The organism is Mycobacterium sp. shizuoka-1 (assembly GCF_002723835.1).
Classification (GTDB): domain Bacteria; phylum Actinomycetota; class Actinomycetes; order Mycobacteriales; family Mycobacteriaceae; genus Mycobacterium.
The window spans coordinates 67,417-91,785 of record NZ_BEWG01000104.1 but is presented as its reverse complement, the minus strand read 5'-3'; the positions used below and the strand labels follow the sequence as shown (position 1 = coordinate 91,785).

The window sequence follows — 24,369 nt, the reverse complement described above, 5'->3', positions numbered from 1 at the left end:
TGCTCCTTGCTGACTTCTGGGCTACTTCTCGTCGGTGAAGACCGGGGCCCGGTTCTCGGCGCGCGCAGCAACCGCCTCTTCGAAGTTGGCGGTGAGCAGGCGCACATAGAGCTGCCCGAGGCCCTCGGCCTGCATATGCCCTTCCAGGCTACCGGCGTCCAGTCCACTCCATAGCGTCCGCTTGGTCAACTCGGTTCCCGGGCGGGAGAACGCGGCGATGCGGCCGGCGATCTCGAAGCAGGCCGGCAGCAGTTCCTCGTCGGGCACCTGGCGCGACACCAGCCCGATCCGTTCGGCTTCCTGCGCGTCGACGTCACGACCGGTCAGCATGATCTCGAACGCCCGCGACGACCCGATCGCCCGTGGCAGCAGGTAGCTCAGCCCCAGCTCACTGGCGGTCAGGCCGTTGTTGATCCCGGCGGCGCGGAAGTAGGCGCCGCTGGCGGCCACCCTGATGTCGGCGGCCAGCGCCAGGCACAGCCCGCCACCGATCGCCGCGCCGTTGACCGCGGCGATGATCGGCTGGTGCAGCTTGCGCATGGCGAGGATCACATCGTCGAGCACCGCCATCGAGCGCAGGCCGAAGGACGGCCGGGTCAGCCCGGCGACATGCGGCACCGAGCCCGCGGACTTGTGGTCGGCGCCCGAGGAGAAGCCCCGCCCGGCGCCGGTCAGCACGACGACTCGCACAGAGTTGTCGTAGTTCAGCTCGCGCAGGACGTCCCGCAGCGGCACCATGACGTCGAACGCCATCGAGTTCATCCGCTCGGGACGGTTGAGGGTTACCAGAGCCACACCTGGCTGCGGCTTGTCGACGAGGACGAAACCAGAGTCACGAATCACCGTTGCACGGTAACTCGTGCGCCGCTCAGTCGGATTGCGACTGGGACGCGATCGCCGCGTCGACGTCGAACTCCTTGACCTGGCGGATGAGGTCCTCCAGGGCCGCGGGCGGCAGGGCGCCGGCCTGGTTGAAGATCAGCTTGCCCTTCTTGAACGCCATCAGCGTCGGGATCGAGCGGATCTCGGCGGCGGCCGCGAGTTCCTGCTCGGCCTCGGTGTCGACCTTGCCGTAGACCACATCGGGATGCTTCTCCGACGACGCGGTGAAGGTCGGGGCGAAGGCCCGACACGGCCCGCACCACGACGCCCAGAAGTCGACCAGCACGATGTCGTTGCCGGTGATGGTGTCGTTGAAGTTCTGTGCGGTCAGGTCTTGGGTAGCCACGTCAGTCCTAACGTCGGGTAGTCGCTGTGTGTTCCCTGTCGGGTTTCAATACAAACGGCCCAGCGCGACGGCCGCATCGAATCCGCCGAACTCGCTGAGCTTGCCGTCGCGCACCCGGTTCACCCAGCCGGGGTCGGCCAGCAGGGCGCGGCCCACGGCGACCATGTCGAATTCACCGGCCTCGAACTGATCGAGGAGCCGGTCCAGCGACGACGGCCGGATCGGGCCGCCGGGCGCACCGGGATTGAACTCGGTTTCCAGGCCGACCGAACCGACCGCGATGACCGGCAGCCCGGTCACCTTCTTGGTCCAGCCGGCCAGGCTCAACCGCGGGTCCTCGTCGGCGAACGCGGGCAGGTAGTGCCTCCGGGTGGACGGGTGCAGCACGTCCACGCCGGCGTCGACCAGCGGGGCGAGCAGCTCTTCGAGCTCACCGGAGGTGGTGGCCAGCGCGGCGTCGTAGTTGTCGGTTTTCCACTGCGAGAACCGGTAGATGATCGGGAAGCCGGGGCCGACCGCCGCCCGCACGGCCGCCACGACCTCCGCCGGGAATCGGGTGCATGCCGCCGGCGAGCCGCCGTAACCGTCGGTGCGGTGATTGGTTCGCTCCCAGAGGAATTGGTCCAGCAGGTAGCCGTGCGCGCCGTGCAGCTCGACGGCGTCGAAGCCAACTGCGCGGGCGTTGGCGGCGGCCAGCGCGTACGCCTGTGCCAGCGCGGGCAACTCGTCGATGCCCAGCGCCCGGCCGGCCGGCTCACCACTGAGGGCGACACCCGACGGGCTGACCGGCGCCTGGTCGGGCCGGTCGCCGTCGTGGACGCCGCGGGCCACCCCCTGATGCCATAGCTGGGCGGCGATCGCCCCGCCCTCGGCGTGCACGGCGTCGGTGACCGCACGCCAGCCGGTGAGCGCCTCGTCCCCGTCGAGGGTGGGGATGCGATCCGGCCAGCCCGCCGCCGGATGCGGGATGCGCACCCCCTCGGTGATGATCAGGGCGGTGCGCCCGGCGGCGCGGCGGCCGTAGTAGGCGGCGACGTCGGGGCCCGGGACTCCGTTCGGCGAGGCGGCCCGGGTCATCGGCGCCATCGCGAACCGGTTGCGCACGGTCAACGATCCGATCGTCAGCGGTGTGAACAACTCCTGCACACCGGTGTCCTTCCCCGAGTCGCTACGCTGCTGCCCGCCGATCGAATCAGACAGTGAAGCCCAGGGCGCGAAGCTGTTCGCGGCCGTCTTCGGTGATCTTGTCGGGCCCCCACGGCGGGTTCCACACCCAGTTGATCTTGGCCTCGTTGACCAGGCCGGCACCGACCAGCGCGGTCATCGTCTGGTCCTCGATCACATCGGTCAGCGGGCAGGCCGCCGAGGTCAGCGTCATGTCGATCTGCGCCACCGTGCCGGTGTCGGCCTTCTCGACGTTGAGCCCGTACACCAAGCCGAGGTCGACGACGTTGATGCCGAGTTCGGGATCGACCACGTCGCGCATGGCCTCCTCGATGTCGGCCAACAGCTCCTCACTCGCCACGTCGCTCATTGCTTCTCCTCCAAGTCTTTTCGCTGTGTTGCCTGCGCCACCGCGTCTTTGAATGCCATCCAGCCCAGCAGCGCGCACTTCACCCGCGCCGGATACTTCGCCACGCCGGCAAAAGCGACGCCGTCGCCGAGCACGTCTTCGTCGCCCTCGACGGTGCCCCGCGACGACACCATCTCGGTGAACGCCGCCACCGTCTTCAGCGCGTCGCCGACCGTCTGCCCGATCACCTGGTCGGTGAGCACCGAGGTGGCGGCCTGGCTGATCGAGCACCCCTGACCGTCGTAGGAGATGTCGGCGACGTGCTCGCCGTCCGGCGACAACGCCACCCGCAGCGTCACCTCGTCCCCGCAGGTCGGGTTGACGTGGTGCACTTGCGCGCCGAACGGCTCCCGCAGACCGCGATGGTGCGGGTGCTTGTAGTGATCCAGGATCACTTCCTGGTACATCTGCTCGAGCTTCACGAGAAGAACTCCACGGCTCGTCGGACTCCGGTCACCAGCCGATCGACCTCGTCGAGGGTGTTGTAGACCGCGAACGACGCCCGCACCGTCGCCGCCACGCCGAACCGGCGGTGCAGCGGGGCCGCGCAATGGTGCCCGACCCGAACGGCCACGCCGTCGTCGTCGAGCACCTGACCGACGTCGTGGGCGTGCACGCCGTCGACGACGAAGGCCACCGGAGAGCGGCGCACCGCCGGATCCGTCGGCCCGATGATCCGAACCTGCGGGATCGCGGTCAGCCCCTCGATCGCGGCGGCGACCAGGCGGTGCTCGTGGGCGGCCACCGCGTCCATCCCGATGTCGCCGAGATAGCGTGCCGCGGCGGCCAACCCGACCACCTGGGAGATCATCTGGGTGCCGGCCTCGAACCGCTGCGGCGGCGCCATGTAGGTGGCGCTCTCCATCGAGACGGTCTCGATCATCGACCCGCCGGTCAGGAACGGCGGCAGCGCATCGAGCAGCTCGGCGCGGCCGTACAGCGCACCGATCCCGGTGGGGCCCAGCATCTTGTGCCCGGAAAACGCCGCGAAGTCCACGCCGAGGGCCCGGAGGTCGACCGGCTGGTGCGGCACCGACTGGCAGGCGTCCAGCACCGTCAGCGCGCCGACGGCCTTGGCCCGGCCGACCATCTCGGCCACTGCGGGCGCGGTGCCGGTGACATTCGAATGATGGGTGAAAGCAACGACTTTGACCCGCTCGTCGAGCTTGAGCGAATCCAGGTCGACGTGGCCGTCATCGGTGAGGCCATACCAGCGCAGGGTGGCACCGGTGCGCCGGGCCAGCTCCTGCCAGGGAATGAGGTTGGCGTGGTGCTCCAGCTCGGTGGTGACGATGACATCGCCCGGGCCGACCGCACCGGCGAAACGGTCGTCGCCCAGCACGTAGGAGACCAGGTTGAGCGCCTCGGTGGCGTTCTTGGTGAAGGCCAGCTCATCGGTCCCGGCGCCGACGAAGGCCGCGATGTCGGCCCGGCCCTGCTCGTAGGCGTCGGTGGACTCCTCCATCAGCTGATGGGCACCGCGGTGCACGGCCCCGTAATGGTTGAGGAGGAACTCCCGCTCGGCGTCGAGCACTTGCAGCGGCTTCTGCGCGGTCGCCCCGGAATCCAGGTAGGCCAGCCGATGTCCGCCCCGCATCACCCGTTCCAGGATCGGGAAGTCCGCCCGGACCTTGGTGACGTCCAGATCGACCGAGGCGGTCATGTCAGGCGCCCGCCGCCGCCTGGGTGAACCGCACGTACCCGTTCTCCTCCAGCTCGTCGGCCAGTTCCGGCCCGCCGGACTCGACGATCCGACCGTCGACGAAGACGTGCACGAACTGCGGGCGGATGTAGCGCAGGATCCGGGTGTAGTGGGTGATCAGCAGGACGCCGGCGTGCTCGGCCTCGGCGAAGCGGTTGACCCCTTCGGAGACCACGCGCAGCGCGTCGACGTCCAGACCGGAGTCGGTCTCGTCGAGGATCGCGATCTTCGGCTTGAGCAGACCCAGCTGCAGGATCTCGTGGCGCTTCTTCTCGCCACCGGAAAAGCCTTCGTTGACACTGCGTTCGGCGAACTGCGGGTCGATCTCGAGGTCGGCCATCGCGGCCTTGACCTCTTTGACCCAGTGCCGCAGCTTGGGTGCCTCGCCGCGGACCGCGGTCGCCGCGGTGCGCAGGAAGTTCGACATCGACACCCCGGGCACCTCGACCGGGTACTGCATGGCCAGGAACAGGCCGGCGCGGGCGCGTTCGTCGACGCTCATCGCCAGCACGTCCTGCCCGTCGAGAGTGATCGACCCCGACGTGACCTGGTACTTGGGGTGACCGGCGATCGAGTAGGACAGCGTCGACTTGCCGGAGCCGTTGGGGCCCATGACCGCATGGGTCTCCCCCGACTTCACGGTCAGGTTGACGCCCTTGAGGATCTCCTTCTCGCTGCCGTCCTCTCCGGCGACGGCGACGTGGAGGTCCTTGATGTCCAGAGTGCTCATGGCTGTGCGGTTCTCTCTTCGGTGATGGCGAGTTCGTTCTCGATGGCGTCGGTCAGGCGGTCGCGGACATCCGGGACGGCGATCTTCGAGATGATCTCGCCGAAGAAGCCCCGCACCACCAGACGGCGGGCCGCTTCTTCCGGGATGCCGCGGGCCTGCAGGTAGAACAGCTGCTCGTCGTCGAACCGGCCGGTGGCGCTGGCATGGCCGGCGCCGACGATCTCGCCGGTCTCGATCTCCAGGTTCGGCACCGAGTCGGCGCGCGCGCCGTCGGTGAGCACCAGGTTGCGGTTGACCTCGAAGGTGTCGGTGCCGGTGGCCTCGGCGCGGATCAGCACGTCGCCGACCCAGACGGTGTGCGCGTCGGGCCCGGTGGAATCCGGATCACCTTGCAGCGCACCCTTGTAGAGGACGTTGGATGTGCAGTTGGGCTGGGCGTGGTCGACCAGCAGCCGGGATTCGAAGTGCTGGCCGGCGTCGGCGAAGTACAGGCCCAGCAGTTCGGCGTCACCGCCCGGGGCGTCGTAGCGCACGGTCGCCGAATTGCGCACCACGTCGCCGCCGAGGGTGACCGCGACGTGCCGCAGCACGGCGTCCTTGCCCAGCCGCGCGTGCTGCGCGCTGACATGTACGACGTCGTCAGCCCAGTCGGCGATCCACACCACGGTCAGCCGGGCGGCATCGGCCACCACGAACTCCAGGTTGTCGGCGTAGGTTCCGCTGCCCCGAAGGTCGATCACCACGACCGCCTCGGCGAGCTCCTCGACCCGCAGCTGCAGATGCCCGTAGGCGGTGGCTCCGGCGCCGGGCCCGGTGACGACTATCTCGATCGGGGTCTCGGTGTGCGCATTGCGGGCCACGGTAACGACGGTGGCCGAATTGAACGACGAGAACGCCTGTGCGGCAACCCGATCGGCCGGGACGCCACCTTGACCGAGGCGCTCATCACCGCGACCGACGGTCTCCACGGTCACGCCGGGCTGCTCGGTCACGCTGATCTGGGCGGCGCCGGTGGCCGGGGCGGTGCCGTCGTGCAGGCCGCGCAGCCGCTTGAGCGGGGTGAACCGCCAGATCTCGTCGCGGCCACCGGGCACCTCGAAGGCGTCGACGTCGAACGAGCTGAACTGCTCGCCCTTGTTGATGGCGGCGAGTCGCGAACCCTCGACCGCCTGACTCAGATTGCTCACTTAACCGACCGCGCCTTCCATCTGCAGCTCGATCAACCGATTGAGCTCCAGGGCGTACTCCATCGGCAGTTCCTTGGCGATCGGCTCGACGAAGCCGCGCACCACCATCGCCATCGCTTCGTCCTCGGTCATGCCGCGGCTCATCAGATAGAACAGCTGATCGGCGCTGACCTTGGACACGGTGGCCTCGTGCCCCATCGTCACGTCGTCCTCGCGGATGTCGACGTAGGGGTAGGTGTCGCTGCGGCTGACCGTATCGACAAGCAGCGCATCGCATTTCACGCTTGACCGCGATCCGTGCGCACCCTTGTTGACCTGCACCAGGCCGCGGTAGGACGCCCGGCCGCCGCCGCGGGCCACCGACTTCGACACGATGTTGCTCGACGTGTTGGGGGCCAGGTGCAGCATCTTGGCGCCGGTGTCCTGATGCTGTCCCTCGCCGGCGAACGCCACCGAGAGCACCTCGCCCTTGGCGTGCTCACCGGTCATCCACACGGCCGGGTACTTCATCGTGACCTTCGAGCCGATGTTGCCGTCGACCCACTCCATGGTGGCGCCTGCCTCGGCGCGGGCCCGCTTGGTCACCAGGTTGAACACGTTGTTCGACCAGTTCTGGATGGTCGTGTACCGAACGCGCGCGCCGGGTTTGACGATGATCTCCACCACCGCCGAGTGCAGCGAGTCGCTCTTGTAGATCGGCGCGGTGCAGCCCTCGACGTAGTGCACGTAGGAGCCTTCGTCGGCGATGATCAGGGTTCGCTCGAACTGGCCCATGTTCTCGGTGTTGATCCGGAAGTAGGCCTGCAGCGGGATGTCGACGTGCACACCCTTCGGCACGTAGATGAACGAACCACCCGACCACACCGCGGTGTTCAGCGCGGAAAACTTGTTGTCACCGGCGGGGATCACCGTGCCGAAGTACTGCTTGAAGATCTCCGGGTGCTCCCGCAGGCCCGAGTCGGTGTCCAGGAAGATCACCCCCTGCGCCTCGAGGTCCTCGCGGATCTGGTGGTAGACGACCTCGGATTCGTACTGCGCCGCGACACCGGCGACCAGGCGCTGCTTCTCCGCCTCCGGGATGCCGAGGCGGTCATAGGTGTTGCGGATGTCCTTGGGCAGGTCCTCCCACGAGGCGGCCTGCTTCTCGGTGGACCGGACGAAGTACTTGATGTTGTCGAAGTCGATGCCCTCGAGGTTCGAGCCCCAGTTCGGCATCGGCTTCTTCTCGAAGGTGCGCAGCGCCTTCAGTCGGACGTCGAGCATCCACTCCGGCTCGCTCTTCTTGGCCGAGATGTCACGCACCACCGCTTCGGAGAGGCCGCGCTGTGCGCTGGCCCCCGCCACGTCGGAATCCGACCAGCCGTAGCCGTAAGTGCCCAGCGAGGCGATCGTCTCGTCCTGGGTCAACGGCTGGGCCGGCTTGGCCTCCGGGGTGAGTGTCATGGCGACGCTCCTTCTGGTCTAGGGATGTGCCGGGGTGAGCGGCACGTGGGTGGTGCAGGCACAGTCGCCATTGGCGATCGTCGCCAGGCGCTGCACGTGGGTACCGAGGACCTCCGACATGGCCTGCTGCTCGGCCTCGCAGAGCTCCGGAAACTCCTCGGCGACATGCGACACCGGGCAGTGGTGCTGGCAGATCTCGATGCCCGGCAGCGGGCCCCGCACCCGCGTCGTCGTGGCCGCGTAACCGGCCTTGGTCAACGCATCGGCTACCCGCTCGGCGGTGGATTCAACGTCGTCGGGACCCGGCTTTACTCCCGCCAGGATCGCGTCGATCCGGCGCCGGGCGAAGGTCTCCACCGCTTCCTCGCCGCCGATCTCGCGCAGCTGACGGATCGCGGCCGACGCCAGGTCGTCATAGGTGTGCTCGAGCTTGGCGCGCCCGGCGGCGGTCAGCCGGTACCGCTTGGCGGGCCTGCCCCGGCCGGCCTGCTGCCACGCCGCCGCGGCATTGGCCTGGGCGTCCCCGGCCTCGATGAGCGCATCGAGGTGCCGGCGCACCCCGGCGGCGGACAGCTCCAGCCGGCGACCGATCTCGGCGGCGGTGATCGATCCCGACTCGACCAGCAACTGCACAATGGCGCGGCGGGTCTGTCCGTCATGCACAGCAGCGCCCAGCACGGGAGCCGGTTCTGTACCGGACGGGATTTTCACAACACCAGTGTTACGCAATTCCTCGGACCGGTCTAGCAAGGGCACCCTTAGCAGGTCGGAGCGTCCCGGTCCGGCGGTTAGAGTGCTGTGGTGGCAGCCCGCCAACGCTCTCTGAGTTCGTCGATCGCCCGCTTGCACGGCGATGAACGCACCGTGGGCTCGCCGCTCAACGACGCCGAACTGCGCGCGATGCGCCGGACCCGGCTGTTCGGCGCCACCGGAACGGTCCTGATGGCAATCGGCGCGCTCGGCGCCGGCGCCCGGCCCGTCGTCCAAGATCCCACCTTCGGGGTGCGCCTGCTCAACCTGCCCTCCCGCATCCAAACCGTCTCGCTGACCATGACCACCACCGGTGCGGTGATGATGGCGCTGGCCTGGCTGATGCTGGGCCGCTTCACGCTCGGCCCGCGCCGGCTCTCGCGCAGCCAGCTCGACCACACCCTGATGCTGTGGATGGTGCCGCTGCTGATCGCCCCGCCGATGTACAGCAAGGACGTCTACTCCTACCTGGCGCAGAGCCAGATCTCGGCCGACGGCCTGAACCCCTACAAGGTCGGTCCGGCGCCCGGCCTCGGCCTCGACCACGTGTTCACCTTGTCGGTGCCCAGCCTGTGGCGGGAAACCCCGGCGCCCTACGGACCGCTGTTCCTGTGGGTCGGGCGCGGCATCTCGGCGCTCACCGGCGAGAACATCGTCGCGGCCGTGCTCAGTCACCGGGTGGTGGTGCTGCTCGGGGTCGGGATGATCGTGTGGGCGGTACCGCGGCTGGCGCGGCGCTGCGGGGTGGCCGAGGTGAGCGCGCTGTGGCTGGGTGCGGCCAACCCGTTGCTGCTCATGCATCTGGTGGCCGGCATCCACAACGAGGCGCTGATGATGGGCCTGATGCTGACCGGCACCGAGTTCGCCCTGCGCGGGGTGGACGCCGCCGGATCGCTGGTGCCACGGCCGTTGCACTGGCCGCGGACCCGCGACCAGTGGGCGGCATGGACGCCGCTGGCCATGTTGATCGCCGGCGCCGTGCTGATCACGATGTCGTCGCAGGTCAAGCTGCCGGGACTGCTGGCCCTGGGCTTCGTGGGGATGGCGCTGGCCTATCGCTGGGGTGCCACGGTCACCGCGTTCCTGAAGGCCACCGCGCTGATGACCAGCCTGTCGCTGGCGGTGATGGCGATCGTCGGCTGGGCCAGCGGGCTGGGCTTCGGCTGGATCTTCACGCTCGGCACCGCCAACGTGGTGCGCAGCTGGATGTCGCCGCCGACCCTGCTGGCGCTGGGCACCGGCCAGGTCGGCATCCTGCTCGGCCTCGGCGATCACACCACCGCGGTGCTGTCGCTGACCCGCGCCATGGGCGTGCTGATCATCATGATCACCGTCACCTGGCTGCTGCTGGCCGTGTTCCGGGGCCGGCTGCACCCGGTCGGCGGCCTCGGGGTGGCACTCGGCGCGACCGTGCTGCTGTTCCCGGTGGTGCAACCGTGGTACCTGCTGTGGGCCATCATTCCGCTGGCGGCCTGGGCCACCCGCCCGGGATTCCGCATCGCCACCATCGCGGTGACCCTCGTCGTCGGCATTTTCGGGCCGACCGCCAACGGCGACCGGTTCGCGCTGTTCCAGATCGTCGACGCCACCGTGGCCAGCACGGTGATCGTGCTGCTGCTCATCGCTGTCACGTTCAACCGGCTGCCGTGGCGCCGGGTGCCCGGCACCAGCGAGGCGTTCAGCGGTCAGGAACCCGACCCACTAGACGAGCCACCGGCGCCACGCCCGGCGCCCGGCGCATACGCTGAGTCCCCGTGAGTTCCGGCCGCGACATCCCCGTGCGACTGCGCGGGGTCTACAAGCGCTATGGCACGACGACGGCAGTGTCCGGCCTTGACCTCGAGGTGCACGCCGCCGAGGTGCTGGCGCTGCTGGGCCCCAACGGCGCAGGCAAGACCACCACGGTCGAGATGTGCGAGGGGTTCGTGCGGCCCGACGAGGGCACCATCGAGGTACTGGGCCTGGACCCGGTCGCGGACAACGCGCGGGTGCGGGAGCGGATCGGCGTGATGCTGCAGGGCGGCGGTGGCTATCCGGCGGCGCGGGCCGGCGAAATGCTGCGCCTGGTCGCCTCGTACGCCGCCCATCCCCTCGATCCAGACTGGCTGCTGAACACGCTGGGGCTCACCGACGCCGCCCGCACCACCTACCGCCGGCTCTCCGGCGGCCAGCAGCAGCGGCTGGCGCTGGCCTGCGCCCTGGTCGGCAGGCCCGAGCTGGTGTTCCTCGACGAGCCCACCGCAGGCATGGACGCGCACGCCCGGCTGGTGGTGTGGGAGCTGATCGAGGCGTTGCGCCGCGACGGCGTGACGGTGGTGCTGACCACCCATCAGCTCAAGGAAGCCGAGGAACTCGCCGACCGCATCGTGATCATCGATCACGGTTCGGCGGTCGCCGCAGGCACGCCGACCGAGCTGATGCGCGGTGGCGCCGAAGGCCAGCTGCGCTTCCGGGCGCCCCGCAAGCTGGACCTGACGCTGCTGATCGCCGCACTGCCCGAAGGCTATGTGGCCCGCGAGCATTCACCGGGCGAATACCTGGTCGAGGGCCAGATCGACCCGCAGGTGCTGGCGACGGTGACCGCGTGGTGCGCCCGCCTGGACGTGCTGGCCACCGACGTACGCGTGGAGCAGCGCAGCCTCGAAGACGTGTTCCTGGAGCTCACCGGCAAGGAGCTGAGGTCATGAGTGAGCTGTTCCCGGCGGGCACCTTCACCCCGGACCCGCGGCCCAGCACGGTCGCACGGATGCTGGCCGCACAGTACGGTCTGGAGCTGAAGCTGTTGCTGCGCAACGGCGAACAGCTGCTGTTGACCATGTTCATCCCGATCACCCTGCTGATCGGGCTCACCCTGCTGCCGCTGGGGGCGTTCGGGCCGCACCGCGTGGCGGTGTTCGTCCCCGCGATCATGGCGTTGGCGGTGATCTCCACGGCGTTTACCGGTCAGGCCATCGCGGTGGCGTTCGACCGCCGCTACGGGGCCCTGAAACGCTTGGGCGCCACCGCACTTCCGGTGTGGGGCATCATCGCAGGCAAGTCGCTCGCGGTGGTGACCGTGGTGTTCCTGCAGGCGCTGCTGCTCGGCGGGATCGGCCTGGCGCTGGGCTGGCGACCGCACCCGGCCGGCCTGCTACTGGGCGCCGTCGTGATCGCGCTGGGCACCGCCGGGTTCGCGGCGATGGGCCTGCTGCTGGGCGGGACCCTGCGCGCCGAGATCGTGCTGGCCGTCGCCAACCTGGCGTGGTTCGTGTTCGCCGGACTCGGCGCGCTGACCCTGGAGACCGAGGCGATCCCGCGCGGGGTCGCGTGGGTGGCGCGACTGACCCCGTCGGGTGCGCTCACCGAAACCCTGACCCAGGCGATGTCGCTGTCGGTGGACTGGTTCGGCGTCGCCGTGCTGGCGGTGTGGGGCGGGGTGTCGGCGCTGGCCGCGTTGCGCTGGTTCCGGTTCACCTGAGCTCGGGCAGCAGGTGCTCGAGCTGGCCGACCTCCTCGATGTTGTGCCGGACCCAGGCCTGCAGCATGTCGTCGGGAAATCGTCGGGTGAGCAGTCGGTTCACCGGGGCCAGTAGCGGGCTGCGGGCGCCTACGTCGAGCACGCTGACGTAGTGCGCGCCGTCGGAGCCCGGCGACCAGGTGTGTTCGAGGGAGAAGATCACGGCCCCGGCCAGCCGTTGCACCAGCCGAATGCCGGTCTCGTCGAGTTTCTCGACCCGGTCGACGACGTCCACGTGATACTCCGGGCGTCCGCCGAATCGCTCGACGATGCGGAATCGGGCACCCTCGGCGGCGCCCCCTTTCGGCGCGGGCCGGGCGAGTTCCCAGCGGATGTGATCGAGCGGATGCCAGGCCAGGTAGCGGTCGATGACGACGCCGCCGTAGCTCATCGTCCCGCCGAGGCCGGTGAACCAGCCCAGCAACATCGCCGGCGTCACCCCGGCGAGCGGACGATGCACGATCGTCACCCGCCGCCGGTGATGCGGTGCGCTGGTGTAGCGGACCGTCGCGGTGTCGACGGTCCGCATTGGGTAAAGGACCGGGCGCACGGCGGGTGTCAGCGTTTTCATCTCGACCTTCATTAGATACGTTGTCGTTTCTTGTCTAGACGGTATGCTGACCCGATTAGATACGCAAGCGTTTCTTCTATGAGGAGGGCAATGCGGCGCCGGCGCGGTACCGAGCTCGAGGCGGCGATCCACGCCGCCGTGTGGGAACTGCTGGTCACCGGGGGTGCGAGTGCGGTGACCATGGAGGCCGTGGCGACAGCTGCGGGCACCAGCAAACCGGTTCTCTATCGGCGCTGGCCAGACCGCTCCGCACTACTGCGGGCCACTCTGCTGCAGACCGCCACGACGGCGATCCCACACGAAGACACCGGAAGTTATCGCACCGACATGCTGGCCATCCTGCGTGGCTGGGCGGCGTTGTTCAGCGGCCGGGGCGCCACCGCGATGCGCGCCATCGTCGCGGCGATGGCCGACGATGCCGAATTGGCCGGCGCATTCCGCGACGACGTCATCGGCTGGCGCAAACAGGAGATGGCGGCTCTGCTGGCGCGGGGCGTCGCGCGCGGCGACGTCCGCGCCGACGTTCCGGTGGACATCGCCCGCGAGCTGGGCCAGAGCGTGCTGTGGCATCGGTTGTTGATCACCGGTGACCCGATCGACGACGACCTCGTGGTGCGGCTCGTCGACGAGGTGCTGGTTCCCTTCGTCGGACCGTAGCCCTACTACGGGACGTAGTTAGTCGTCCTCTACGATCAGGCCGTGCCCGTCGGACGGTTTTTCCTGCGGCTGGTGGATCTCCTCCCGCTGCCGAGCCTGCGCGCCCAGCGCATCATCGCCGCCGCGGTCCTCCTCACCCAAGGCGGTATCGCGGTCACCGGAGCGATCGTCCGGGTGACCGCGAGTGGGCTGGGCTGTCCGACCTGGCCGCAGTGCTTCCCGGGCAGTTTCGTGCCCGTCGCGCACGCCGAGGTGCCCCGCATCCATCAGGCCGTCGAATTCGGCAACCGGATGATCACCTTCCTGGTGGTGATCACCGCGATCCTGGCCGTGCTGGCCGTGACCCGGGCGCGGCGCCGCCGTGAAGTGCTGGTCTACGCCTGGCTCATGCCGGCCTCCACCGTGCTGCAGGCAGTACTCGGCGGCATCACGGTGCTGACCGGGCTGGCCTGGTGGACGGTCGCCATCCACCTGCTGGTGTCGATGGCGATGGTGTGGCTGGCGACCCTGCTCTACGTCAAGATCGGCGAACCCGACGACGGCCTGCCCACCGCCCTGGTGCCCAAGCCGCTGCGGCACCTGACCGCGCTCGGCGCGCTGACGCTGGCTGCGGTCCTGGTCACCGGAACGCTGGTGACCGGCGCCGGGCCGCACGCCGGCGACAAGAGCCCGCAACGCACCGTGCCCCGGCTCGAGGTGGAGATCCTCACGCTGGTGCACATGCACTCCACCCTGCTGATCGCCTACCTCGCCCTGCTGGTCGGCCTGGCCGCCGGGCTGCAGGCGGTCTTCGCCCCGCGGCTGATCATGCGGCGGCTCGCCGTGCTGGTCCTGATCGTGGTGGCTCAGGGGCTGGTCGGCGCGGTCCAGTTCTTCACCGGTGTGCCTGCCGCTCTGGTCGCCATTCACGTCGCGGGCGCGGCGGCCTCCACCGCGGCCACCGCCGCGCTATGGGCGTCGATGCGACAGCGGACCGAGCCCAAGACGCTCGCAGGCTGACTCGACCTCGAGGGCGAACGCACGCTGCTGCAGCCCGCGGGCCTCTTCGCCGAGCTGGCGCCAGCCCAGGGACGGCTCGATCAGCTCCAGTTCCAGCAGCATCGGGTCGTCGGCGCCGCCGATGAGGTCGACACGGGCGTAGAGCAGCTCGCTGGTGGCGATGCCCAGGTGCGCGCCCGCGGCCGCCAGCGCGGCCGCCCCCACCTCCCACAGGGCGACGTCGGGGTCGGCGGGCCGCAGCTTCTCGGAAGCGAACGTGCCGGACTCGTCCAACTGCGGCTGCTCCCCTTCCGGCGGCAGCATCGGGCCCTTGATGAAGGCGTGCGACTGCTTACCGCCGAGGAAGACCAGCGCGGTCTCGCCCTGCTCGACGCGGGCGTCGTACGGCTGCACCAGTGCGGTCCGCCCGGTCTGCTGCAGCGCCGCGACATGCGCGCGGGCGGCGCCGGGGTCGACGAACCGCCCGGTGTCGATCGAACCCGCCCCGATCGCGGGCTTCACCACGACTTCGCCCTTGGGCAGCTTCACCTTCTGCCCTGGCTCGAAGAAGTACGACCGCAGGGTCGGCACGCCCGCGGCCGCAAGATCCTGCAGGTAGCGCTTGTCGCTGTTCCACGCCACCACCGGTGGCGCGTTGAGCAGATGCCGCACCCGGGTGGTCCAGGCGAGGAACTCCTCACGCCGTTCGGCGTAGTCCCACGCCGCGCGCAGGATCACCAGGTCGGCACGCTCGGTCTGGGGGTCGTCCCAGGACAGCCACCGCGCATGCAACCCCCGGCGGCCCAAGGCCTCGAGCACGCCGTCGTCGTCGCCGTCACCGGAAATCAGCTGCGGGCATCCGGCCAGCACGATGCTCGGGTGGAAAACGTCCGGGCGGGCCAACTTCGGGGGTGGGGTCACAGCGGGGATGATAGTGACATGCACGCAATCGAAGTCGCCGAGACGGGCGGCCCCGAGGTCCTGAACTACGTCGAGAAGCCGAAACCCACGCCCGGCGCCGGTGAGGTGCTCATCGAGGCGGACGCGATCGGGGTCAACTACATCGACACTTACTTCCGTTCCGGCATGTACCCGCGGGAGCTGCCCTTCGTGCTGGGCACCGAGGTGTGCGGGACGATCGCCGCGGTCGGCGACGACGTCGCCGCGATCAAGCCGGGCGACCGGGTGGTGACCGCTGCCGCGTCCGGAGCGTACGCCGAATTCTGCACCGCACCAGCCGATTTCGTGGCATACGTGCCGGATTCGGTGGCGTCCGACGCGGTCGCGTCGGCGTTGCTCAAAGGGATGACCGCGCACTACCTCATCAAGTCGGTGTATCCGGTGGCGGCCCGTGACTTCGTGCTCGTGCACGCCGGGGCCGGTGGTGTCGGGCTGATCCTGACCCAGTGGGCCACCAGCCTGGGCGCGCGGGTGATCACCACCGCCTCCAGCCCGGAGAAGGCCGAGCTGTCCCGGCAGGCCGGCGCCGTCGAGGTGCTCGACTACCCCGACGACCCCAGTGAATTTGCCGCCACGATCCGCGAGCTCACCAACGGCCACGGGGTCGCCGCGGCCTACGACGGAGTCGGCAAGACCACCTTCGACGCCAGCCTGGCCAGCCTGGCGATCCGCGGCACGCTGGCCCTGTTCGGCGCGTCCAGCGGGCCCGTGCCGCCGGTCGACCCGCAGCGGCTCAACGCCGCCGGATCGGTTTTCTTGACCCGGCCCAACCTCGCCCACTTCACCCGCACCCCGGATGAGTTCGCGTGGCGGGCCGGCGAATTACTGGATGCGATCGCCGACGGTTCGATCACGATCACCGTCGGTGGCCACTACCCGCTGGCGCAGGCCGCGCAGGCGCACCGCGACCTGCAGGGCCGCAAGACGACCGGTTCGATCGTGCTGCTGCCCTAGAAGAGGGTGGGCAGCGCCAGCACCGAGTCGACGGCCAACGCGACGAACACCACGGCCAGGTAGTTGTTGGACTGCAGGAACAGCCGCAACGGCTTGACCGGGTTGCCGCGGCGGACGCCGGCGTGCAGGCGGTGCGCCATGATCAGGAACCAGGCCCCGGCCAGTGCGGCCACCGAGCCGTAGAGCCAGCCGGCGGCGGGTGCCAGCGCCAGCGTGGCGATCACGGTCAGCCAGGTGTAGATCAGGATCTGCTTGGTGACCTGGACTTCGGTGGCCACCACGGGCAGCATCGGCACGCCGGCGGCCGCGTAATCGTCCTTGTACTTCATCGCCAGCGCCCAGGTGTGCGGCGGCGTCCAGAAGAAGATGATCGCGAACATGACCAGCGCCTGCCAGCCGATCGTGTCGGTCACCGCCGACCAGCCGATCATCACCGGCATGCAGCCGGCGGCGCCGCCCCACACGACGTTCTGCGAGGTGCGGCGCTTGAGCAGCAGGGTGTAGACCAGCACGTAGAACGCGATGGTGGCGGCGGCCAGGTGCGCCGAGAGCAGGTTGGTGGTCCACCACAGCCAGAAGAACGACCCGACCGACAGCGTCAGGCCGAACACCAGCGCGTGGCTGCGCGGCACCGTGGCCCGGGCCAGCGGCCGCCGCTCGGTGCGCTTCATCACCTTGTCGATGTCGGCGTCGGCCACGCAGTTCAGCGTGTTCGCCCCGGCCGCGGCCAGCAGGCCACCGAACAGGGTGTTGAAGATCAGGGGCAGATCGACGGTGCCGCGGCCGGCCAGCAGCATGGCGGGGATCGTGGTGACGAGCAGCAGTTCGATGACGCGCGGCTTGGTCAGCGCGAGGTAGCCGAGCAGCCGGTCGCGGAATCGGATCGGCGCCCCGTCCACGAGGTGCACTTCACGAACTCTCACGCAACCGACTCCTAGCGATCCCGACGATCTACTACAAGCGATGGTAGACGGCGCGGTGCCGACTTCTGCACTGAAGGGTCGATTCACGGCGACGACACCGTGATGACACAGTTCCAGGTGTAGAGCTTCACCGGCGGGTAACGCTGGTAGCGGCACTATGCAGCACCGACCCAACCAGCACTAGGGTGAAGAAGACCACCCCAGCTTGCCAGCCCATCTGACGATGCCAGGAGCGAGTTCGTGACAACTGTCGAAGAGATTGCCGCGCTGACCCAGCCGCACCACCCCGAGGACTGGACGGACGTCGACTCCCGGGCGGTCGACACCGTGCGGGTGCTCGCCGCCGATGCAGTGCAGAAGGTCGGCAACGGGCACCCCGGCACCGCGATGAGCCTGGCGCCGTTGGCGTACACGCTGTTCCAGCGGGTGATGCGGCACGATCCGAGCGACACGCACTGGCTGGGCCGCGACCGGTTCATCCTGTCCTGCGGGCACAGCAGTCTGACCCTGTATCTGCAGCTGTACCTGGGCGGGTTCGGCCTGGAGCTCTCCGACATCGAGGCGCTGCGCACCTGGGGCTCCAAGACACCGGGCCACCCGGAGTTCCGGCACACCAAGGGCGTGGAGATCACCACCGGCCCGCTGGGCCAGGGCCTGGCCTCGGCGGTCGGCATGGCGATGGCCGCCCGCTACGAGCGCGGCCTGTTCGACCCGGACGCCGCCCCCGGTGAGAGCCCGTTCGACCACTACATCTACGTCGTCGCCTCCGACGGGGACATCGAGGAGGGCGTGACCAGCGAGGCCTCGTCGCTGGCCGGCACCCAGCAGCTGGGCAACCTCATCGTGTTCTACGACAAGAACCACATCTCCATCGAGCACGACACCAACATCGCGCTGTCCGAGGATGTCGTGGCGCGCTATCGGGCCTACGGCTGGCATGTGCAGGAGGTCGACGGCGGCGAGAACGTCGTCGGCATCGAAGAAGCCATCGCGGCCGCGAAAGCCGTGACCGACAAGCCGTCGTTCATCGCGCTGCGCACCATCATCGGCTATCCGGCACCGACCAAGATGAACACCGGCGGGGTGCACGGCTCCGCGCTCGGCGACGACGAGGTCGCGGCCACCAAGAAGGTGCTGGGCTTCGACCCGGACAAGACCTTCGAGGTCAGCGACGAGGTGATCGCCCACACCCGCAAGCTCGTCGAGCGTGGCCGGGAGGCCAGGGCGAAGTGGGAGCCGACGTTCGCAGCATGGGCCGAGCGGGAACCGGAGCGCAAGGCGCTGCTGGACCGGTTGCTGGCCCAGGAGCTGCCCGACGGCTGGGATGCCGACATCACCTACTGGGAGCCGGGCTCCAAGGCGGTCGCCACCCGGGCCGCATTCGGTCAGGTGCTCAACGACGTCGCCCCCAAGCTGCCCGAGCTGTGGGGCGGTTCGGCCGACCTGGCCGGCAGCAACAACACCACCATCAAGGGTGTGAAATCGTTCGGCCCGCCGTCGATCTCGACCGAGGACTTCACCGCCGACTGGTACGGGCGGGTGCTGCACTTCGGCATCCGCGAGCATGCGATGGGTTCGATCCTGTCCGGCATCGTGCTGCACGGGCCGACCCGGGCGTTCGGCGGCACCTTCCTGCAGTTCTCCGACTACATGCGTCCGGCGGTCCGGCTGGCCTCGCTGATGGACATCGACACCATCTACATCTGGACGCACGACTCGATCGGCCTTGGCGAAGACGGCCCCACCCATCAGCCCATCGAGCATCTGGCGGCGCTGCGCGCGATCCCGAAGTTGTCGGTGGTGCGGCCCGGCGACCCGAACGAGACCGCCTATGCCTGGCGCAGCATCATCGCCCGCGGAAACGGCAGCGGCCCGGTCGGTTTCATCCTCACCAGGCAGGGCATTCCGGTGCTGGAGGGCACCAGCGCCGAGGGCGTGGCCAAGGGCGGCTACGTGCTGGGCGGCGGCAACCCCGCCGATGACGCCGACGTCATCATCATCGCCACCGGGTCCGAACTGCAGTTGGCCGTCGAAGCTCAGAAACTGTTGGCGGACAAGGACATCCGGGCCTATGTGGTGTCGATGCCGTGTGTCGAGTGGTTCGAGTCGCAGCCGCAGGAGTACCGCGACAGCGTGCTGCCTCCGGATGTGTCGGCTCGGGTCGCGGTGGAAGCCGGCGTGGCCCAGAGCTGGTACAAGATCGTCGGCGACACCGGCGAGATCGTGTCCATCGAGCACTACGGCGAGTCCGCCGACGACAAGACCCTGTTCCGCGAATTCGGGTTCACCGCCGAAAACGTTGCGGCCGCAGCGGAACGCGCAATCGACAACTGATCCCCCAACGACCAACAAGAGAGGCAACCGCCATGGCGCAGAATCCCAACCTCGCGGCGCTGTCCGCCGCCGGTGTGTCCGTCTGGCTCGATGACCTGTCCCGGACCCGGCTGAAGACGGGCAACCTGCAGGAACTCATCGACACCAAAAGTGTCGTCGGCGTCACCACCAATCCGTCGATCTTCCAGGCCGCGCTGTCCCACGGCGATGCCTATGACGCGCAGGTGTCCGAGCTCGCCGACCGCGGCGCCGACGTGGACGCCACCATCCGCACCGTCACCACCGACGACGTCCGGGAGGCCTGCGACGTGCTGCGGCCGCAGTGGGAGTCCTCCGACGGCGTCGACGGCCGGGTCTCGATCGAGGTCGACCCGCGGCTGGCCCACGACACTGACAAGACCGTCCTGCAGGCCATCGAGCTGTGGAAGATCGTCGACCGGCCCAACCTGCTGATCAAGATCCCCGCGACCGAGGCCGGCCTGCCGGCGATCACCGCGGTCCTGGCCGAAGGCATTTCGGTGAACGTGACCCTGATCTTCTCGGTGGAGCGCCACCGCGCGGTGATGGACGCCTACCTGACGGGTCTGGAGAAGGCCAAGGAGGCCGGTCACGACCTGGCCACGATCCATTCGGTCGCCTCGTTTTTCGTGTCCCGGGTGGACACCGAGATCGACAAACGGCTCGAGGCGATCGGCTCGGACGAGGCGCTGGCGTTGCGCGGGCAGGCCGGGGTGGCCAACGCCCGGCTGGCGTACGCCGCCTACGAAGAGGTGTTCGTCGGCGGTGAGCGCTTCGGCGCGCTGGCCGGCGCGGGCGCGCGCGTGCAGCGGCCACTGTGGGCCTCCACCGGCGTCAAGAACCCCGACTATTCCGACACCCTCTACGTCACCGAGCTGGTCGCCCCCAACACGGTGAACACCATGCCGGAGAAGACGATCGACGCGGTCGCCGACCACGGCGTGGTCACCGGCGACACGATCACCGGCACCGCGGCCGCCGCCCAGGAGGTCTTCGACAAGCTGGCCGCGATCGGTATCGACCTGACCGACGTATTCCTGGTCCTGGAGAACGAGGGCGTGGACAAGTTCGAGAAGTCCTGGCAGGAACTGATCGACGCAACCCAGGATCAGCTCGACGCCGCGGCCAAATGACCGGCACCGACCGTCCCGTGCCCGGGGTGGTGGCGCCCGCCCCGCCCACGTGGCACAACCCGCTGCGCGACAAGCGGGACAAGCGGATGCCGAGGATCGCCGGGCCGTGTGGTGTGGTGATCTTCGGCGTGACAGGCGATCTGGCCCGCAAGAAGCTGATGCCGGCGATCTACGACCTGGCCAACCGCGGCCTGCTGCCGCCGTCGTTCTCGCTCGTCGGGTTCGCCCGGCGGGACTGGGCCGACGAGGATTTCGGCGCGATCGTGCACGACGCCGTCTGCCAGCACGCCCGCACCCCGTTCCGCCAGGAGGTGTGGGACCGGCTGGCCGAGGGGTTCCGCTTCGTGCAGGGCACCTTCGACGACGAGGCGTCGTTCACCCGGCTGTCCGAGACGCTGGAGAAGCTCGACGTCGAGCGCGGCACCGGCGGTAATCACGCGTTCTATCTGTCTATTCCGCCGAAGGCGTTTCCGGTGGTGTGCGAGCAGCTCAAGAAGTCCGGGCTGGCCCGCCAGCAGGAGGGCCGCTGGAGCCGGGTCGTCATCGAGAAGCCGTTCGGCCACGACCTGCAGAGCGCGATCGACCTGAACAAGGTGGTCAACAGTGTCTTCCCCGAGGAGTCGGTGTTCCGCATCGACCACTATCTCGGCAAGGAGACGGTACAGAACATCCTGGCGCTGCGGTTCGCCAACGAGCTGTTCGAGCCGATCTGGAACAGCCACTACGTCGACAGCGTGCAGATCACCATGGCCGAGGACATCGGCCTGGGCGGCCGCGGCGGTTACTACGACGGGATCGGCGCGGCGCGCGACGTCATCCAGAACCACCTGCTGCAGCTGCTGGCGCTCACGGCGATGGAAGAGCCGGTCAGCTTTCACCCGCACGAGGTGAAAGCCGAGAAGATCAAGGTGCTCTCCGCGACATCGCTGGCCCAGCCGCTGGACCTGACCTCCTCGCGCGGGCAGTACACGTCTGGGTGGCAGGGCGGGGAGAAGGTCGTCGGCTTGCTCGACGAGGAGGGGTTCTCCAAGGACTCCACCACTGAGACGTTCGCCGCGATCACCCTGGAGGTCGACACCCGGCGCTGGGCCGGTGTGCCGTTCTATCTGCGGACCGGAAAGCGGTTGGGCCGCAGGGTCACCGAGATCGCGCTGGTGTTCAAGCGGGCCCCGCACCTGCCGTTCGACGCCACCATGACCGAGGAGCTGGGCAAGAACGCCCTGGTGATCCGGGTGCAGCCCGACGAGGGCATCACGCTGCGGTTCGGGTCCAAAGTGCCGGGCAGTGCGATGGAAGTCCGCGACGTCAACATGGACTTCTCCTACGGCTCGGCGTTCGCCGAGGACTCGCCGGAGGCCTACGAGCGACTCATCCTCGACGTGCTGCTCGGCGAGCCGTCCTTGTTCCCGGTCAACGCCGAGGTCGAATTGTCCTGGGAGATCCTCGATCCCGTGCTCGACTACTGGGCCACCCACGGCAAGCCGGACCCCTACGAGTCGGGCACGTGGGGTCCGGATTCGGCGTTCGAGATGTTGGCGCGATCCGGTCGGGAATGGAGAAGGCCATGATTGTCGATCTGCCGAACACGACCACCAACGACCTCAACAAGAAGATCACCTCGCTGCGTGAGGAGGGCGGGGCGATCACGCTGGGCCGGGTGCTGACGCTGGTGATCGCCCCGGACACCGAGGATCTGGTCGAGGACGCCATCGAGGCCGCGGTGGCAGCCAGCCGCGAACATCCTTGCCGCATCATCGTCGTGGTGCCGCAGGACCGGCTGGCCAGCGAACCCCGCCTGGACGGTCAGCTTCGGGTCGGCGGCGACGCCGGCGCCGGCGAGGTGGTGGTGCTGCGCATCGCCGGGCCGCTGTCCAACCATGCCAACAGCGTGGTGCTGCCGTTCCTGCTGCCCGACACCCCGGTGGTGGCGTGGTGGCCCGGGACAGCCCCATCGGTTCCCGCCGAGGACCCGCTGGGCCGGCTGGCCATCCGGCGGATCACCGATGCGACCACCGCCGAGGATCCGCTGGCGGCGATCAAGAGCCGGCTGCAGGGGTACACCGACGGAGACACCGACCTGGCCTGGAGCCGGATCACCTATTGGCGTGCCCTGCTGGCGTCGGCGGTGGACCAGGCGCCCTACGAACCCATCACGTCGGTGTTGGTGTCGGGCCTGGAAAGCGAACCGGCGCTGGACATCCTGGCCGGCTGGCTGGCCAGCCGGATCGACGGCACGGTCCAGCGCGCCGTGGGCGACCTCAAGGTCGAGCTGGTCCGCGCCTCGGAGACGGTGACGCTCAGCCGCCCGCAGGAGGGCATCACCGCCACGCTCACCCGGACCGCCCGGCCGGAAGCCCTGCTTCCGCTGCCCCGCCGGGAGACCCGCGAATGCCTGGCCGAGGATCTGCGCAGGCTCGACGCCGACGAGATCTATCACGAGGCGCTGGCCGGTATCGACAAGGTGCAATACGTCTAAAGGGAGTTCGAGTTGACCAGGATTGTCGAGACCTACCCCGATACCGCGGCCCTGGTCGCCGCCGTGGGCGATCGCCTGGTCGAGGCGATCACCGCGGCCGTCGCGGCCCGCGGCCAGGCGCACATCGTCGTGACCGGCGGCGGAACGGGTATCGGCCTGCTCGAACATGTGCGGGCCCACGGCGCGGCGATCGACTGGCCGAACGTGCACGTCTACTGGGGTGACGATCGCTTCGTCCCGGCCGAGGACGCCGAGCGCAACGACAAGCAGGCCCGCGAGGCGCTGCTCGACCATGTCGACATCCCGGCCGCGAACGTGCACCCGATGGCTCCCAGCGACGGCGAGTTCGGCGACGATCTGGACGCCGCGGCGCGCGGCTACGCCGACGTCTTGGCCGCCACCGCCGAACCGGGCGAACCCACACCGGTTTTCGATGTGCATCTGCTCGGGATGGGCGGCGAAGGGCACGTCAACTCGCTGTTCCCGCACACCCCGGCCGTCGCAGAGACCCGGCGCCTGGTGGTCGGCGTCGAGGACTCCCCCAAGCCGCCGCCCCGGCGGATCACGCTGACCCTGCCCGCCGTCACCCGCTCGCGGGAAGTGTGGCTGGTGGTGTCGGGTGCGGCCAAGGCCGACGCGGTGGCCGCGGCCATCGGCGGCGCCAGTGCCGATGAGGTGCCGGCGGCCGGCGCGGCCGGCCGTGAGGCCACAGTGTGGCTTCTCGACACCGAGGCGGCCGGCAAGCTGCCAGACTGAGCCCATGGTTGACAAGACTCCGCCCCGCACTGGCCGCGACCGGATCAAGACCCTGGCCCAGGCCGCGCTCAATGCGGATGTCACCGTCGACCAGCTCGACACCATCATCACCGGGATGAGCGATGCGCTCACCGACCTGAACAAGACCATGACCGGGATGAACGGCACCCTCGAGTACTTCGAGGAGACCCTGGGCGTGTTCAATTCCACGCTCACCCGCATCGACGAACTGGCGCCCCGGCTCAACGCGGTCGTCGAGCGCATGGAAGGGATCGTCGACCGGATCGAGCGCATCGTCGGCATCGGCGAGGCCGTGATGTCCCCGCTGGCCGCCACCGAATCCGCGGTGCGCGGGATGGTCAACGCGGTGCGGCGCGGCGGCCGCTAGCTCACCACCAGCCGTCGTCGGGATCGGCGACCGACCAATCGGCCAGCACCGGTGGCGCGACGGGCGGCAGCGGGCCGATCAGTTCTGCGGTGTTCTCCAGCGAGCAGTCAGG

General features: G+C 69.1%; 25 protein-coding genes. 12 read left to right on the top strand and 13 right to left on the bottom strand.

Annotated elements, in window-relative coordinates:
* Positions 1–21: 21 nt before the first annotated feature.
* The 10 genes from MSZK_RS25990 to MSZK_RS25945 are packed head-to-tail and all read right to left on the bottom strand — an operon-like array spanning position 22 to position 8,628.
* Positions 22–843 carry an enoyl-CoA hydratase gene (locus MSZK_RS25990; protein ID WP_099251410.1) on the bottom strand — a complete coding sequence of 274 codons (822 nt, stop codon included), beginning with the start codon at positions 841–843 and terminating at the stop codon, positions 22–24.
* A gap of 25 nt (positions 844–868) precedes the next feature.
* The gene (trxA, locus tag MSZK_RS25985; RefSeq protein WP_099251409.1) at positions 869–1,228 is read right to left on the bottom strand and encodes a thioredoxin; all 360 of its coding nucleotides are present in this window, start codon (positions 1,226–1,228) and stop codon (positions 869–871) included.
* Between the two features lie 45 nt (positions 1,229–1,273).
* Positions 1,274–2,374: a 12-oxophytodienoate reductase gene (locus MSZK_RS25980; RefSeq protein ID WP_099251408.1), complete on the bottom strand. Its 1,101-nt coding sequence runs from the start codon at positions 2,372–2,374 to the stop codon at positions 1,274–1,276.
* A gap of 46 nt (positions 2,375–2,420) precedes the next feature.
* Positions 2,421–2,762: a metal-sulfur cluster assembly factor gene (locus MSZK_RS25975; protein WP_099251407.1), complete on the bottom strand. Its 342-nt coding sequence runs from the start codon at positions 2,760–2,762 to the stop codon at positions 2,421–2,423.
* Positions 2,759–3,208: a Fe-S cluster assembly sulfur transfer protein SufU gene (gene sufU, locus MSZK_RS25970; protein ID WP_199203501.1), complete on the bottom strand. Its 450-nt coding sequence runs from the start codon at positions 3,206–3,208 to the stop codon at positions 2,759–2,761. The genes MSZK_RS25975 and sufU overlap by 4 nt, the downstream gene beginning before the upstream one ends.
* A gap of 11 nt (positions 3,209–3,219) precedes the next feature.
* A complete protein-coding gene (locus tag MSZK_RS25965) occupies positions 3,220–4,464 on the bottom strand; it encodes a cysteine desulfurase (RefSeq protein ID WP_099251405.1) in 1,245 nt (414 codons plus the stop codon).
* A gap of 1 nt (position 4,465) precedes the next feature.
* A complete protein-coding gene (gene sufC, locus MSZK_RS25960; RefSeq protein WP_099251404.1) occupies positions 4,466–5,233 on the bottom strand; it encodes a Fe-S cluster assembly ATPase SufC in 768 nt (255 codons plus the stop codon).
* Positions 5,230–6,420 (bottom strand): Fe-S cluster assembly protein SufD, encoded by a 1,191-nt coding sequence (sufD, locus tag MSZK_RS25955; RefSeq protein WP_099251403.1) that lies wholly within the window; start codon positions 6,418–6,420, stop codon positions 5,230–5,232. Before sufD ends, sufC begins: the two co-directional genes overlap by 4 nt.
* The gene (sufB, locus tag MSZK_RS25950) at positions 6,421–7,863 is read right to left on the bottom strand and encodes a Fe-S cluster assembly protein SufB (protein WP_099251402.1); all 1,443 of its coding nucleotides are present in this window, start codon (positions 7,861–7,863) and stop codon (positions 6,421–6,423) included.
* A gap of 18 nt (positions 7,864–7,881) precedes the next feature.
* Positions 7,882–8,628 carry a metalloregulator ArsR/SmtB family transcription factor gene (locus MSZK_RS25945; protein WP_099251508.1) on the bottom strand — a complete coding sequence of 249 codons (747 nt, stop codon included), beginning with the start codon at positions 8,626–8,628 and terminating at the stop codon, positions 7,882–7,884.
* Between the two features lie 36 nt (positions 8,629–8,664).
* On the opposite strand from MSZK_RS25945, the gene mptB reads away from it, so the two are divergent.
* From mptB to MSZK_RS25930, 3 genes are read left to right on the top strand one after another with little or no spacing between them, the layout of a single operon-like run.
* Positions 8,665–10,371, top strand: coding sequence for a polyprenol phosphomannose-dependent alpha 1,6 mannosyltransferase MptB (mptB, locus tag MSZK_RS25940; RefSeq protein WP_199203493.1), 1,707 nt, complete (start codon positions 8,665–8,667; stop codon positions 10,369–10,371).
* The gene (locus MSZK_RS25935) at positions 10,368–11,300 is read left to right on the top strand and encodes an ABC transporter ATP-binding protein (RefSeq protein WP_099251400.1); all 933 of its coding nucleotides are present in this window, start codon (positions 10,368–10,370) and stop codon (positions 11,298–11,300) included. The genes mptB and MSZK_RS25935 overlap by 4 nt, the downstream gene beginning before the upstream one ends.
* Positions 11,297–12,070, top strand: a complete 774-nt coding sequence (locus MSZK_RS25930; protein ID WP_099251399.1) for an ABC transporter permease — start codon at positions 11,297–11,299, stop codon at positions 12,068–12,070. Before MSZK_RS25935 ends, MSZK_RS25930 begins: the two co-directional genes overlap by 4 nt.
* Here the strand turns inward: MSZK_RS25930 and MSZK_RS25925 are convergent.
* Complete coding sequence (locus MSZK_RS25925; RefSeq protein ID WP_233211515.1) at positions 12,063–12,680, bottom strand: hypothetical protein; 618 nt, start codon at positions 12,678–12,680, stop codon at positions 12,063–12,065. The two genes, MSZK_RS25930 and MSZK_RS25925, sit on opposite strands and share 8 nt — an antisense overlap.
* Before the next feature lie 90 nt (positions 12,681–12,770).
* Here MSZK_RS25925 and MSZK_RS25920 point away from each other — a divergent pair, with 90 nt between their 5' ends.
* Together MSZK_RS25920 and MSZK_RS25915 are read left to right on the top strand one after the other, a co-directional pair.
* Positions 12,771–13,337, top strand: coding sequence for a TetR/AcrR family transcriptional regulator (locus tag MSZK_RS25920; protein ID WP_099251398.1), 567 nt, complete (start codon positions 12,771–12,773; stop codon positions 13,335–13,337).
* 69 nt (positions 13,338–13,406) lie between these two features.
* Positions 13,407–14,336 carry a heme A synthase gene (locus tag MSZK_RS25915; protein WP_199203500.1) on the top strand — a complete coding sequence of 310 codons (930 nt, stop codon included), beginning with the start codon at positions 13,407–13,409 and terminating at the stop codon, positions 14,334–14,336.
* Here the strand turns inward: MSZK_RS25915 and MSZK_RS25910 are convergent.
* A complete protein-coding gene (locus tag MSZK_RS25910) occupies positions 14,286–15,236 on the bottom strand; it encodes a RimK family alpha-L-glutamate ligase (RefSeq protein WP_099251396.1) in 951 nt (316 codons plus the stop codon). The two genes, MSZK_RS25915 and MSZK_RS25910, sit on opposite strands and share 51 nt — an antisense overlap.
* A gap of 18 nt (positions 15,237–15,254) precedes the next feature.
* Between MSZK_RS25910 and MSZK_RS25905 the strand changes: the two genes are divergently transcribed.
* The gene (locus MSZK_RS25905; RefSeq protein WP_199203492.1) at positions 15,255–16,229 is read left to right on the top strand and encodes a quinone oxidoreductase; all 975 of its coding nucleotides are present in this window, start codon (positions 15,255–15,257) and stop codon (positions 16,227–16,229) included.
* On the opposite strand, the gene MSZK_RS25900 is transcribed toward MSZK_RS25905, so the two are convergent.
* Positions 16,226–17,152 (bottom strand): heme o synthase, encoded by a 927-nt coding sequence (locus MSZK_RS25900; RefSeq protein ID WP_099251394.1) that lies wholly within the window; start codon positions 17,150–17,152, stop codon positions 16,226–16,228. The two genes, MSZK_RS25905 and MSZK_RS25900, sit on opposite strands and share 4 nt — an antisense overlap.
* Before the next feature lie 240 nt (positions 17,153–17,392).
* Here MSZK_RS25900 and tkt point away from each other — a divergent pair, with 240 nt between their 5' ends.
* The 6 genes from tkt to MSZK_RS25870 are packed head-to-tail and all read left to right on the top strand — an operon-like array spanning position 17,393 to position 24,257.
* Complete coding sequence (tkt, locus tag MSZK_RS25895; RefSeq protein ID WP_099251393.1) at positions 17,393–19,486, top strand: transketolase; 2,094 nt, start codon at positions 17,393–17,395, stop codon at positions 19,484–19,486.
* 32 nt (positions 19,487–19,518) lie between these two features.
* Complete coding sequence (gene tal, locus MSZK_RS25890) at positions 19,519–20,637, top strand: transaldolase (RefSeq protein WP_099251392.1); 1,119 nt, start codon at positions 19,519–19,521, stop codon at positions 20,635–20,637.
* Complete coding sequence (gene zwf, locus MSZK_RS25885) at positions 20,634–22,205, top strand: glucose-6-phosphate dehydrogenase (RefSeq protein ID WP_099251391.1); 1,572 nt, start codon at positions 20,634–20,636, stop codon at positions 22,203–22,205. The genes tal and zwf overlap by 4 nt, the downstream gene beginning before the upstream one ends.
* On the top strand, positions 22,202–23,113 hold the full coding sequence (gene opcA, locus MSZK_RS25880) for a glucose-6-phosphate dehydrogenase assembly protein OpcA (protein WP_099251507.1): 912 nt from the start codon (positions 22,202–22,204) through the stop codon (positions 23,111–23,113). The genes zwf and opcA overlap by 4 nt, the downstream gene beginning before the upstream one ends.
* A 12-nt stretch (positions 23,114–23,125) precedes the next feature.
* Complete coding sequence (pgl, locus tag MSZK_RS25875; protein WP_099251390.1) at positions 23,126–23,869, top strand: 6-phosphogluconolactonase; 744 nt, start codon at positions 23,126–23,128, stop codon at positions 23,867–23,869.
* Positions 23,870–23,873: 4 nt separating this feature from the next.
* A complete protein-coding gene (locus tag MSZK_RS25870; RefSeq protein ID WP_099251389.1) occupies positions 23,874–24,257 on the top strand; it encodes an ATPase in 384 nt (127 codons plus the stop codon).
* The last annotated feature ends 112 nt before the right edge of the window (positions 24,258–24,369 follow it).